At 70.9% G+C, this 12,696-nt stretch carries 11 protein-coding genes and 1 pseudogene; 8 read left to right on the top strand and 4 right to left on the bottom strand.

The features are described 5' to 3' along the window. Positions 1 to 440 precede the first annotated feature (440 nt). Positions 441 to 1,295, bottom strand: coding sequence for a Rieske (2Fe-2S) protein (locus tag ACZ6S4_RS42330; protein WP_465480280.1), 855 nt, complete (start codon positions 1,293 to 1,295; stop codon positions 441 to 443). Between the two features lie 93 nt (positions 1,296 to 1,388). On the opposite strand from ACZ6S4_RS42330, the gene ACZ6S4_RS42325 reads away from it, so the two are divergent. After that, entirely contained in the window at positions 1,389 to 2,246 is an 858-nt protein-coding gene (locus ACZ6S4_RS42325; protein WP_465480279.1) for an MEDS domain-containing protein, read from the top strand. After that, on the top strand, positions 2,233 to 2,664 hold the full coding sequence (locus tag ACZ6S4_RS42320) for an ATP-binding protein (protein ID WP_465480278.1): 432 nt from the start codon (positions 2,233 to 2,235) through the stop codon (positions 2,662 to 2,664). Before ACZ6S4_RS42325 ends, ACZ6S4_RS42320 begins: the two co-directional genes overlap by 14 nt. Here ACZ6S4_RS42320 and ACZ6S4_RS42315 read toward each other — a convergent pair. After that, positions 2,661 to 4,022, bottom strand: a complete 1,362-nt coding sequence (locus tag ACZ6S4_RS42315) for a dihydrolipoyl dehydrogenase family protein (protein WP_465480277.1) — start codon at positions 4,020 to 4,022, stop codon at positions 2,661 to 2,663. The genes ACZ6S4_RS42320 and ACZ6S4_RS42315 overlap by 4 nt on opposite strands. A 49-nt stretch (positions 4,023 to 4,071) precedes the next feature. On the opposite strand from ACZ6S4_RS42315, the gene ACZ6S4_RS42310 reads away from it, so the two are divergent. Together ACZ6S4_RS42310 and ACZ6S4_RS42305 are read left to right on the top strand one after the other, a co-directional pair. Beyond that, positions 4,072 to 5,163, top strand: a complete 1,092-nt coding sequence (locus ACZ6S4_RS42310) for a serine hydrolase domain-containing protein (RefSeq protein WP_465480276.1) — start codon at positions 4,072 to 4,074, stop codon at positions 5,161 to 5,163. A 90-nt stretch (positions 5,164 to 5,253) separates the two neighbouring features. Further along, the gene (locus tag ACZ6S4_RS42305; RefSeq protein ID WP_465480275.1) at positions 5,254 to 6,087 is read left to right on the top strand and encodes a hypothetical protein; all 834 of its coding nucleotides are present in this window, start codon (positions 5,254 to 5,256) and stop codon (positions 6,085 to 6,087) included. Positions 6,088 to 6,239: 152 nt separating this feature from the next. On the opposite strand, the gene ACZ6S4_RS42300 is transcribed toward ACZ6S4_RS42305, so the two are convergent. Continuing rightward, the gene (locus ACZ6S4_RS42300; protein ID WP_465480274.1) at positions 6,240 to 7,574 is read right to left on the bottom strand and encodes a cryptochrome/photolyase family protein; all 1,335 of its coding nucleotides are present in this window, start codon (positions 7,572 to 7,574) and stop codon (positions 6,240 to 6,242) included. 96 nt (positions 7,575 to 7,670) lie between these two features. Next, the gene (locus tag ACZ6S4_RS42295; protein ID WP_465480273.1) at positions 7,671 to 8,603 is read right to left on the bottom strand and encodes a phytoene/squalene synthase family protein; all 933 of its coding nucleotides are present in this window, start codon (positions 8,601 to 8,603) and stop codon (positions 7,671 to 7,673) included. Between the two features lie 39 nt (positions 8,604 to 8,642). Here ACZ6S4_RS42295 and ACZ6S4_RS42290 point away from each other — a divergent pair, with 39 nt between their 5' ends. The 4 genes and pseudogenes from ACZ6S4_RS42290 to ACZ6S4_RS42275 all read left to right on the top strand — a co-directional run. Continuing rightward, positions 8,643 to 9,800 carry a polyprenyl synthetase family protein gene (locus ACZ6S4_RS42290; RefSeq protein ID WP_465480272.1) on the top strand — a complete coding sequence of 386 codons (1,158 nt, stop codon included), beginning with the start codon at positions 8,643 to 8,645 and terminating at the stop codon, positions 9,798 to 9,800. A gap of 29 nt (positions 9,801 to 9,829) precedes the next feature. Next, positions 9,830 to 11,335 carry a phytoene desaturase family protein gene (crtI, locus tag ACZ6S4_RS42285; protein WP_465480271.1) on the top strand — a complete coding sequence of 502 codons (1,506 nt, stop codon included), beginning with the start codon at positions 9,830 to 9,832 and terminating at the stop codon, positions 11,333 to 11,335. Continuing rightward, positions 11,332 to 11,946 (top strand): isopentenyl-diphosphate Delta-isomerase, encoded by a 615-nt coding sequence (gene idi / locus ACZ6S4_RS42280; protein ID WP_465480270.1) that lies wholly within the window; start codon positions 11,332 to 11,334, stop codon positions 11,944 to 11,946. Before crtI ends, idi begins: the two co-directional genes overlap by 4 nt. Next, positions 11,936 to 12,202 (top strand): annotated as a pseudogene (locus ACZ6S4_RS42275) (MerR family transcriptional regulator); the annotation flags it as partial. The gene idi and the pseudogene ACZ6S4_RS42275, both read left to right, overlap by 11 nt. Positions 12,203 to 12,696 lie beyond the last annotated feature (494 nt).

The raw sequence follows: 12,696 nt of genomic DNA, 5'->3' as shown, positions 1-12,696 counted from the left end.
GAACCCCCAACCCCACAAAAGAGGCCGAGGCATTACTCATGGCACTGGCTTATCTAGCACCCTGTTGAGTTCTCAAAGAACAACCACACACCGTCGAACTTGCCGCCCAGCTAGGCGACCCGCTCCCGAGGCACTCGTTCAACTCTACTAGGTCTTCCTGGCCCTGTCAACCGGTATCTCCCGGTTCGTGCCGTTCGTACCTAGCGCACCCTTCGTCCCGGGCTCGGCGCTCCGCTGCGCAGGGCAGCGTTGCTACGATCCCGAAGTTCGAAGGATTTGGCAGGACGGCCGGTAGCTGATCTCCCTGACGCTTGGTCAGTTCGTTCTGCTTGCCTCGCCCGTTTCCCTGCCGGCTCGCAAAACATTACCTGCTCGTTTCCCGGGCTCCAAATCGACCCCCCGTGTCCCACGCCACAACGCACTGACCTGCGGGAACGCGTTCAGGGCGTGGCCACGCTCAGCACTCCGTCACGGACGCGGGTACGCAGCGTGGGCTGATCCCCGGCCGCCGGGCCGTGCACGACCAAGCCGTCCTTGAGACGGAACGTGCTTCCGTGCCACGGGCAGACCACACAGGCGTTCTCGCCCGTTCCCTCGACGTCACCTTCGCCGAGCGGCCCGCCCTGGTGGCCGCAGCGCTCCACCATCGCCGTGACCTCGTTGCCGAGGCGGTAGAGCAGCACCCGGACGTCGCCGATCGTGCGTACCGTCGGCTTGCCTTCCGGCAGCGCCGCCACCTCGCCGATCTCGGCCCAGTCCTCGGGCAGGCGCAGCACCTCGGAAGAACCGTGGTTCATCTGGGCGCCCTGCTCGTACGAGAGGTGCCCACCCAGGTAAGCCCCGGCTCCGGCGATGCTCAGTCCGGCGTACCCCAGGAGTTTGCCCAGCCCTCGCCGGCCGGAGAAACGCGCCGCGAGTGACCCGGCATAGAGGCCCAGGGCCACCGTGTTGGCCGCGGCATGGATCAGGCCGACACGGCGCTGGTCCCGCGAGAGGGAGGACCAGTCGACCAGGCCGGCGGCGATCGCGGGAGCGGCACCGACCGTGCCGACGGCGATCAACGTGGTCGCCGCTTTGTCCTGACCCGGCAGCGCGTCCAGCACCGCGGCGCTCATGAAGGCGCCAACCGGGAGCTGGACGAGGACGGGGTGCAGGGGATGACCGAGCCAAGTGCCGTGCAGGAGGTCCCGCAGGCGCCTGGGCTTGATCGCACTTTGCACGACGCCCTGGAGGCGATCGCTGACGGCGTCCAGCGCCGAGGCCTGCTCCAGCCGGGAGATCGTCTGCCGCACCATGCCGACTCAGTTACCCCGGACCGTCCGGCCAAACCTTGCTTGGGCCCTTCTGTCATCGGGTACGTTTCCAGCCCCGGGCTCCTAGGAGGACGCATGGTCGCCACGACACCGGTGGATCGGCTCAGCCCAGGCGACCACGCCTGCCTGACCTTCACCGATCCCGAGGAGCGGCTGGACATCCTGGCCGCCTTCGTGGCCGCCGGGCAGTCGCGCGGCGAGCGGGTCATCTGCTTCACGGACGCCGCCTATGTCGACGGGCTCCGCGCCGAGCTGCTGGAACGCGGCCTCGACGGCGCGCAGGAACTCACCGTCGCCGAAAGCGACCGACTGTGGGGCGGGGGCACGGGGCCGGATGCCGCCACCATGGTCGAGCTCCTCGCCCGCGAGCTCGCCCAGGCCGACCGGGATGGCCGGACGGGTCTGCGGATCACCGCGGACATGTGCTGGGCTGCCCGGCCGCAGGCGAACGCCGAGCAGCTGCTGGTCTTCGAGTCCGAGGTAGGACGGCTCTTCGCCGCGGGGCGACTGACCGCCATCTGCGAATACAACCGGGACAGCTTCGACCCGGTCACTCTCGCCTATGCGGCCCGGGTGCATCCCCGGACGGTGGCGGCGACCGTCTACCACGAGGACGCGGTGCTGCGGATCTGCCGGCAGCACGTGCCGCCGGGCGTACGGGTGGCGGGCGAGCTCGACTATGCCCGGGCCGACGTGCTGAGCGACGCGCTCGCCGAGGCCGTCCGACTGGATCACGACGTCCACCTCAATTTGAACCACCTGCGCTTCATCGACGCCGGCGCGGCGGCCGTGATCCTGCGGACGGCGGCCAATCTGCCCGAGCCCCGGCGGATGATCGTCGTCTGCGCCGAGCCGATCGAACGGACGTTGACGGTCGCGGGCGCCGCCGACGTGCCCGCGCTGCGGATGCTGGTGCGCGATGGCGAACGTTGAGCGGACCGACACGTCCCCCGCGGTCCGCGAGCCCGCACTTGCTGCGATGCTCGTCGAGCAGGGCTTCGACGGGGACAGCCTGTATGGGGTGCGGGCGACCGTCGCCGCCCACGTCTCCACGGTGGCCAACGCCCGAACCGTTGACCTGATGGTGCTGATCGCCCACGAGCTGGCCAGCAACTCCGTCCGGCACGGCGGCGGCATGGGCCGGCTGCGGCTGTGGCTGGCCGACGGCCTGCTGCACTGCCAGGTCAGCGACACCGGCCCGGGCCTGGACGATCCCGCCCATGCCGGCCACACCCTGCCGGCGCCTTCGTTGCCCGGCGGACGCGGATTGTGGATCGCCCGGCAGCTCTCCGAGCTGTCCATCGTCACCTCTCCGGCAGGCGCCACGATCACGGCGACCGTCCCGCTCTAGAGGGAATGCAGGGCATCACCGATCGCCCGATGGAATGTCGGATAGGCCCAGATCGTGGCCTGCAGCGTGGCCACCGGCACCTCGGCCTTCACCGCCACGGTCAACGCTCCGAGAACCTCGCCGCCGGAAGGGCCGGCTGAGGTGGCGCCGACCAGCACGCCGCGGGACCGGTCGACGATGACCTTGATGAACCCCTCATTGCCCGGTCCGTGCACGAACCCACGGGAGGACGACGGCAGGCTCGAGTAGCCCACCTGGACGTCGATGCCGGCGTCGCGGGCCTGCTGCTCGGTCAGGCCGACGGCGCCGATCTCGGGATCGGTGAAGGTGACGCGGGGCTTGGCGTGGTAGTCCGCGCCCGGGCCGCCCTGGCCGAGGATGTCGCGGACGGCGACGTCGGCCTCGTACATCGCCATGTGGGTGAACGCGCCGTTGCCCGTCACGTCGCCGACGGCCCAGACCCCGTCGGCGGCACGCATCCGATGGTCGGTGGTCAGGAAGCGGGCCGACGGGTCGAGTCCGATGGTTTCCAGGCCCAGGCCACCGAGACGGGCGGCGCGTCCGGTGGCGACGAGCAGCCGTTCGCCCGTGACCGTGGAGCCGTCGGACAGCTCGACCGAGAAGCCGCCGCTGGAGTGGGTGACGTGCTTAGCGCGTACCCCGGTCAGGGTTTTGATGCCGTCGGCCGCCATGGCCGCGGCCGCGGTCTCGGACGACTCCGGCTCCTCCATCGCGAGCAGTCGATCGCTGCCCTCGATGACCGTGACCTGCACACCGAAGCGGGCCATGACCTGGGAGAGCTCGAGGCCGATGGCGCCGCCGCCGAGGACCAGCAGCGTGTCCGGCAGGGTCTCGGCCTCGACGGCCTCGCGGTTCGTCCAGTACGGCGTGCCGGCGAGCCCTTCGATCGGCGGGATCACCGCCGCCGTGCCGGTGGCGACGACGATGCCGCGGCTCGCCACCCATTCCTGATCGTCGACCCGCACCCGGCCCGGTCCGGTGATGGCGGCCCGGCCGCGCACGAAGTGGCCGCCCTTGCCGGTGAAGCGGTCGACGGCGACCTTGTCGTCCCAGGTGTCGGTGGCCTGCTCACGGATCCGGCGGGCGACCGGCGCCCAGTCGGACGTGACCTGCGACGTGCCCGCCAGGCCGGGGATGCGGCGGGCCTCGGCGAGGGCGTTGCCGGCGCGGATCATCATCTTGGTCGGGATGCAGCCCCAATAGGGGCATTCGCCACCAACCAGGGTGTGCTCGATGCCGATGACCGCCAGGCCGGCCCGCGCGAGCCGTCCCGCGACCTCCTCGCCGCCGACGCCCAGGCCGACGACCACCACATCTGATTGCTGCGCTTCGCCCATGGGACCAGCTTTCCACCATCGGCGGATACTGGGCGGGTACTGTGCGCCCATGTCAGCGGACCGTAATATCGACGGCTTCGTGGCGCCCGGATACGAACCGGTCCGGGACGCATTCGCGGCCGAACCGCGCGGCGGATCGGCCCTCGCGGTGCGACGTCACGGCGACCTGGTGGTCGATCTGCGCGAGGGCTGGGCCGACACCGCGCGAACCCGGCCATGGACGGCAGACACCCTGGTCAATGTCTATTCGGTGGGCAAGCCGGTGATCGCGCTGGCGGTGCTGCTGCTGGTCGACCGCGGCCTGATCGGCCTGGACGATCCGATCGCGCGGCACTGGCCGCGATTCACGACCGATGCTTCGGTACGGCAGCTGCTGACGCACACAGCCGGCCTTCCGTTCTTCCCCGTGCCGCGGGAAGCGTCCGCGTGGAGCGACTGGGATCTGCTCTGCGCCGACCTGGCCGCCGCGCACCCCGAGTGGCCGCCGGGCACAGTGGCTGCCGAACACGCCCTGACCTACGGCCATCTGCTGGGCGAACTCGTCCGCCGCGTCGACGGCCGGCCGCCGGCGCGCTTCGTCGCCGAGGAGATCGCCCGGCCGTGGCGGCTCGACTTCAGCTTCGGCACCGCGGAGACGGAACGGTGCGCCGAGCTTGAGTTCGACCGGCCGGACCGGCAGGACCTGCTGGCCGGTGAGCCGGGCTCGGTGCGTGCGCGGGCCATCGCGAACCCGCCCGGCTCCCGGGACCTCGCCGTCCTCAACAGCGACCTGTGGCGCCGGTCCGTCATCCCGGCGGTGAACCTGCACGCGACGGCCGACTCGCTGGCCCGCTTCTATGCGGGGTTGCTGGCCGGCGGCGTGCTCGACGGGCGCCGGCTGCTCAGCGCGGCGCTCGTCACCGACCTCGTCTCGGCCCACTTCGCCGGTCCGGACCTGTTCATCGAACAATCCACGACCTGGGGCCTCGGCGTGCAGCTCGAACCCGACGGGACCTGGGGCATGGGCGGCCTGGGCGGCAACGCGGCCTGGGCAGACCCGGCCGCCGGCCACGCGATCGCCTACGTCACCCGCCGGATCGGCGACTTCGACCGGGTCGGCGCGGTCGACACGGCGATTTCCTCGGTGCGACTTCTCACCTGACCGCCGCCCCGGCCGATTCTGTTCCCTCGCGGAAGCGGAATCACCACGGTAAAGGGGGCGGTCATGAGGGGGCGATGGCAGGCAGGGCTGGTGTCTGCCATCCTCATGGCCGCCGCCACGGCGTTGCCCGGGGCTTCGTCGGCGGGCAGTGCGGGTCTGACCGCGGTGCCGGTGAACACCCGCGCCATGTGGCTGTGGGGCGACGATCCGGCCGCTGACGTGATCAGCTGGGCCGGCAAGCACAACATCTCCGAGGTCTTTGTCCACGTTGCACCCTCGGTCCTCACCGACGGCGGCCTGGCGCGATTGCAGGAGCTCAAGGAAATGGCCGTCGCCCGGCGGATCAAGCTGCGGGCGCTCGGCGGTGACCCGGACTGGGTCAACAACCACGCCGCGGCGCTGGCCTGGCAACGGACCGTCGTGTCGACCGGCCTCTTCGACGGCATCCACCTCGACGTCGAGCCGTACCTGGTCGACGGCTGGACCACCGACCTGCCGGCGACCCAGGCGGCGTACCTCAAGCTGCTGGACCGGATGCGGGCCGCGAGCACGCTGTCGCTGGAGGCCGACGTGCCGTTCTGGTTCGGGCAGTACAAGCTCGGCCGCAAGAACCTGGCCGACGAGGTGCTGCGCCGGGTCAACGGGGTGACGGTGATGAGCTACCGCGACACTGCGACCGGTCCGAACTCCATCCTGGCGGTCAGCCTGGACTGGCTGGCCCGCGGCAAGGCGGCAGGCAAGCGGGTGCGGCTGGCGGCGGAGACCGGGCCACTGGCGGACTGCCTGCACTGCACCTTCCACGAGGAAGGCGCGGCCGCGCTGAAGCTGGAGCTGGCCAAGGTTGATGAGGCGACCCGGCAGACGGCGGCCTTCGGTGGCATCGCGGTGCACCACTACGGCGCCTGGCACACGCTGCCGGCCTGACGTGTCCGCCCGGCCGTGAGGTTTCCGGGCCGGCCGGGTGGGCAGTTTGTCGCGGGTCCTGCCGGCCTTCAACGGACGAACGCAACGGGTCGGCAGGACCCGCTTCCACATCCCGTCCGGCGAACCGGACAGGAAACTCACCGGCACCCCGGTCATGGCCGCAGCCACACCGCCTCGTCGCGGTGCGACTCGAGCGGGCCCGGATAGTCGAGACCTGAGCGAACCGTATCCGGTAGTCGCCAGGGCTGGTGTACGGCTCGGCCCGGGATGGAAATCAACTCCGGGACGTAGCGCCGAACGTACACGCCGTCAGGGTCGAACCGCTCTGCCTGCCGGATGGGGTTGAAGCGCCGGTACGGCTTGGTGTCGTTCCCGGTGCCGGCCACCCACTGCCAATTACCCGAATTGTTGGCGACATCACCATCGTTCAGCCACCGGAAGAACCACCGCACGCCGTCGCGCCAATCGAGGCCGAGGTGCTTGGTGAGGAACGAAGCGGTGATCAGGCGGGCCCGGTTGTGCATCCAGCCCTCGGCCCGCAACTGGCGCATGCCCGCGTCGACCACGGGCACCCCGGTAGTCCCCTCCTGCCAGTGCAGCAGTGCCTCCGGATCGTCGCGCCACTCGCCGTCGCCCGACTTGCGGTATGCCTGCGTCGAAATGGCCGGGAACCCTGCGGTGACTTGGTAGTAGAAGTCACGCCAGCCGAGCTGGCGGACAAAGGCGTCCGGGCCCGGGCCGTCCAGCGCCCGCGCCGCGTTCGCCACGGTCAACGGCGAGACACACCCGAACCTGAGGTACGCGCTGAGCCGCGAAGTGCCGTCGGCGGGCATGTCGTTGTGCAGATCGTCGTACGGGCCGACGTGCTTGAGCCACGTCTTCAGCCGGCGCCGGCCCTCCGTCTCGCCACCCTTGACGGCCGCGGGCGACTCCCCAGCCGGCGGCTCGGGAAGCTCGCCGGTGCTCAGCTCCGGTGGCAGCACAACCCGCGCGGGCGTCGCCACCTCGTCGCGCCACTTGGCCGCCGACCAGGCCCGGTAGTACGGGGAGAAGACCCGGTAGTGCTCGCCGCCACCACCCGGCCGCACGTCACCCGGCGGCACGACGGTGGTGCCGGGGAACAGGCGCAGGGAGATGCGGTGCTGCTCGCACTCCTGCTCGAGCCGCTGCTCACGGCGCCGGGCGTAGGCGCTGACGTCGCTGCTCAGCGCGATGCCCTCGGCGCCGACCTCGCTCGCCACCTTGATCACCTCGGCGACCGGGTCACCTGTGCGGATGACGAGGTCGCCGCCCAGGCCGCGGAGTGTCTCGCGCAGGTCGGCGAGGCTCTGGTGCAGGAACAGGGCGCGGTTCGGCGAGAGGCGTTGCAGGTTGGGGTCAAGGACGAACAGGGGAACGACCTGCTCGGCGTTGGCGCAGGCGGCGGCGAGCGCCGGGTTGTCGTGCACCCGCAGGTCCCGGGTGAACAGGACGACGGCCGTTCGCATGTCAGCTCCGCTTCTCGGTTCCGCTCGGTCGCGTCGATTCCGGGGCTCAGGTCCGGGCTTGCGGTCCGGGCCTTGTTCGGTTTTCGGATCGGGGGCTCAGCTTCGGGCGAAGGCGGTGGTCGGGGTGCCCGGTCTGGTCAGCAGTGATCTGGCCACCACCGCGGCGCGGCGTTGGTTGGGCACCGTTGCGCGCCGGGTGAAGACGTCGTAGTCCTCGGCCGCGACCTCGTCGAGGATGCCGCCGTACAGCTCATAGGCCGTGCGCATGCAGGCCTGGGACCCGGGCAGCAGCAGGGGGATGCCGGGAGCCGCGGCCGCGTAGTGCTCGTCGGCGCGGGCGACCTCGGCGCGGATCAGCGCCTTGATCTGCGGGGTGGACCGGCCCGCCGCCTGCGCGGCGAAGAGGTCGGCGCGGGTCACCCCGAACTCGGCGAGATGCTCGTCCGGCAGATAGGTGCGACCGCGGTCCAGGTCTTCCGACACGTCGCGGATGAAGTTGGTGAGCTGGAAGGCGAGGCCCAGCTGGCGGGCCGGCTCGCGGGCGGCGGCCGGATCGCTGGAGCCGAGGATCGGCAGCATCATCGTGCCGATGACCGCGGCCGAACCCTCCATGTAGTCGAGCAGGTCGTCATAGGTCGCGTACGACGTGACGGTGAGGTCCATCGCCATGCTGCGCAGGAACGCCGCGAAGTCGGCCCGGTCCAGGTCGAACACGGCGATGGTGTGCAGCACCGCGGGCAGCAGCGGGTCGTCGGTGGGCGCCCCGGCCAGACCCGCGAGAAACTCGTCGGACCAGGCGGTGAGGCGGGCAGCCCGCTCGGCCGGTGGCAGGTCCTCGGTGCGATCGACGATTTCATCCGCATACCGGGTGAAACCGTACAAGGCGTGGACGTGGCGTCGCTTCCACCTCGGGAGCAACCGGGTCGCCAGGTAGTAGGTGCGGCCATGACGTTTGTGCAGCTCACGGCACCGCTCGTAGGCCGTCGCCAGATCGACCTCCACGGGCCCTCCCCAAATAAATCGACGCATGAATCGACGCAACTGGCAGCCTACGGTAATGTCGCCTCCGTGGCCAACGACATCCTCGAGGGAAACCCCCGTATCGGGATACCTCGCCAGACCGTCCAAGCGGACGGGCTGACGACGGCTGTCGAGGGCACTCTGGCCGAGTTCCTGAGCGGCCAGACCGCCGCGCTGGACGACGTCGACCCGGCGCTCGGCCGCTTCGCCCGCACGACACGGGATCTCGTGCTGACCGGCGGCAAGAGGTTGCGCCCGACGTTCGCCTACTGGGGGTGGCGCGGTGTGGTGGCCGCGCGCGAGCCCGTCGAGCCGGTGCTGCCGGCGCTCGCGGCGCTCGAGCTGATGCACACGTTCGCGCTCGTCCACGACGACGTGATGGACGACTCGGCCACCCGGCGCGGCGGCCCCACCGCCCACCGCATCTTCGCCGCCCAGCACAGCAACGCCGGCCGGCTCGGCGACCCGGACCATTTCGGCACCACCTCGGCGATCCTCGTCGGTGACCTCTGCCTGGTCTGGGCCGACCAGCTGCTGGCCCGGGCCGCCGTCTCCACCGCCACGCTGTTCGCCGTCCGCGCCTGCTACGACCGCATGCGCATCGAGGCAGTCGCGGGGCAGTATCTCGACGTCCTCGGTGAGACCGAGCCCGCCGCCTGGTCCGTCGACCGCGCGCTGCTGGTGGCCCGCCACAAGACCGCGAGCTACACGGTGCAGCGCCCGCTGCAGTTCGGTCTCGCGCTGGCGGGTCCGGCCGATGCCGACGCGGCGGCCGTCGACGAGGCCTACAACCGCTACGGCATCGCGGTCGGCGAGGCGTTCCAGCTGCGCGACGACCTCCTCGGGGTCTATGGCGACCCCGTGGTCACCGGCAAGCCGGCGGGCGACGACCTGCTCACCGGCAAGCCCACGACACTGCTCATGCTCGCCCACCAGCTCGCGTCGCCCGCCCAGCGGGCCGAGCTGGCCCCGGACCCCGCCGGAGCCGTCATCCCCGCCGACGGCTCCGGCGGGCTCAACTCCCCCGCCGCGATCGCCCGCCGCGCCGAGGTCATCGCCGAGACCGGCGCCGTCGCGCAGGTCGAGGCCCTGATCCAGCAGCGGGTGGCGGAAGGCGTCGAAGCGCTGGCGAGCGCTCCGATCCACGACGACGCCCGTGCGGCATTGACCAACCTGGCGGCTTCCGCGAGCCACCGCCGGGCATGATGGACTTTTGACCCCCTGGAGCTGTTGACGTGCGAAAAGTGACGGGAACGACGGACCGGGTAGTCGTGGTGGGCGCGGGACTCGGCGGGCTCGCCTGCGCGCTGCACCTCGCAGCGGCCGGACGGCAGGTGACCGTCGTCGAGCGCGAAGCGGTGCCGGGCGGTAGGGCGGGCCGGCTCTCGGTCGACGGGTACGACTTCGACACCGGCCCGACCGTGCTGACGATGCCGGAGCTGATCGCCGAGCCGCTCGCCGCCGTCGGGGAGCGACTCTCCGACTGGCTCGAGCTGACCCCGCTGAGCCCGGCATACCGCGCCTTCTACCCGGACGGCTCCACCCTGGACGTCAAGACCGACACCGTCCAGATGGCCGCCGAGATCTCCCGGGTCTGCGGTCCCCGCGAGGCCGACGGCTATCTGCGCTTCGTCGACTTCGCCCGCGACCTGTGGCGCCTGGAGCGCAACAACTTCATCGACCGCAACCTGGACACCCCGCTCGACCTGATGAACCTGAGCCTGCTCAAGCTGCTCGGCATGGGCGGCTTCCGGCGGCTCCAGCCGAAGATCAACCAGTACTTCCGCGACCCCCGGACCCAGCGCATCTTTTCCTTCCAGGCCATGTACGCCGGTCTGGCCCCGCACGACGCGCTCGCCATCTACGCCGTCATCGCCTACCTCGACTCGGTGGCCGGTGTCTTCTTCCCGCGGGGCGGCATGCACGCGGTGCCCAAGGCGATGGCCGGCGCGGCCGAGAAGCACGGCGTCCAATTCCGGTACGAGACGACGGTGACCCGCGTCGAGATCGCCAATGGCCGGGCCACCGGGGTCATCACCGACAGCGGCGAACGCATCCCGGCCGACGTCGTGGTGCTCAACCCCGACCTGCCGGTCGCGTACCGGGATCTGCTCCCCGAGTCCCGCCGCCCGCGCAAGCTGACGTATTCGCCGTCATGCGTCGTGCTGCACATCGGGTCGAGCCAGAGCTACTCGAAGATCGCCCACCACAACATCCACTTCGGTACGGCCTGGAAGGGCACGTTCGACGAGGTCATCCACCAGGGCCTGTTGATGAGCGACCCGTCGCTGCTGGTCACCAATCCGAGTCACAGCGATCCGAGCGTGGCACCACCCGGCCGGCAGACCTACTACGTCCTGGCCCCGACGCCGAACCTCGACGTCGCGCCGCTGGACTGGAAGGGCGGCCTCGGCCGGCGCTACGCCGACGAGATCGCGGGGGTGCTGGAGCAGCGCGGCTACGTGGGCTTCCGCGACAGCATCGAGGTGGAACGCATCATCACCCCGGACGACTGGGCCGCCCAGGGCATGGCCGCCGGCACGCCGTTCGCGTCGTCTCACACCTTCACGCAGACCGGCCCGTTCCGCCCGAGTAACCTCCACCCGACTCTGCCCAACGTCGTCTTCACCGGCTCCGGCACGCAGCCGGGCGTGGGCGTACCAATGGTCTTGATCTCCGGCAAACTGGCCGCCTCCCGGATCACCGGAACGGCGGCGGACCTCGTGGGGAGGGCCCTGTGACCGCGTCCCGCGAGACGCACCTCGTCGAGCTCGTCGACACCGAAGGGGTGCCGGCCGGCGCCGCCACGGTGAGCGACGCGCACCGCGCCCCCGGCCGACTGCACCGAGCCTTCTCGGTGTTCCTGCGCGACCCCGAAGGCCGGGTGTTGCTGCAGCAGCGAGCTGCGGCGAAGACCCGCTTCCCGCTGCGCTGGGCCAACACGTGCTGCGGCCATCCCCTGCCCGGGGAGACGCCGGCGACAGCTGCCGCCCGCCGACTCGTCGAGGAAATCGGCGTTGATGACGTGGCGCTGACTGAGGTCGGCGTGTACTCGTACTACGCCGAGGATCCGACCACCGGGCTGGTCGAATACGAGTACGACCACGTGCTGCTCGGCGACGTGGCCGCGGATGCCCGGCTGCTCGTCGACCCGGACGAGGTCGCGGATGTGCGCTGGACGTCCGTCGAGGAGCTGAACGAAGGCCTGCGCGAGGATCTGCGGTCGTACGCGCCGTGGCTTCCGGGGGTCACCGAGCGACTCATCCGCCACCTGGCCCTAGGGGCGCAGGCCGACCCCGCGGGCGTACCGCGGCCGGCCGACGATGCACCGGAGCGGTCGGGTGGCCGATGAGGCCCTGACGGCCGGGGCGGTTGCCCGCCGTCTGGGCGTCGCCGTGACCACCTTGCGCACTTGGCACCAGCGGTACGGGCTGGGGCCGAGTCACCATGTGCCGGGCCAGCACCGGCGCTACACCCCGGAAGACATGGACCGCCTGCAGGTGATGCGCAGGCTCACCGCCCAGGGGGTGGCGCCGGCGGAGGCGGCGGCTTGGGCTAGGCGCGTTCCGGTGCCTCTGGACGTATCCGCGCCGGTCGGGCCGCGCACTCGCCCGGAGGTCCGGGAGCATCAGCCTCGGGAGGGCCCTCTCGACGATCCATCGTCGGTCCAAAGCTCCGAGACCTCCGCGCCGCCAGAGCGGACAAGCCAGGACGCCGATCATCGCTCGACGCGTCCAGAGGCGGCTCCGGACAGCGACAGGCGACCGCCGGCCCTTGAGCATCCGGGCGGGACGGCTCACGCAGACCGGGGTGTTCCGGCCGCAGAGAGCGAGCGAGCCGCCGACTCCGGAGGCGAGGAATCCGGGTCACCGTGGCACGGCACGGCCGCAGAACGACCCGACCAGCTTTCTGCCACCGAGAAATCCCCGGACGCGGTTCAGCCGGACCACGACGGCGCCGCCGCCGAGGAAACGTCCAGTGCCGCCAAGAACGGTCGCACCCGATCGAAGCAGCGGCGGCGGGATGGAGCACCCCCCGACGAGTGGTCATCGGATGCTGCTCAGCCGGTGCTGGACCCACACTCCACGACCGAGCGATTCAA

This window comes from Actinoplanes sp. NPDC051405 (genome assembly GCF_055586185.1).
The sequence above is the reverse complement of the archived record's forward strand: the minus strand, read 5'-3'. Positions and strand labels throughout refer to the sequence as shown.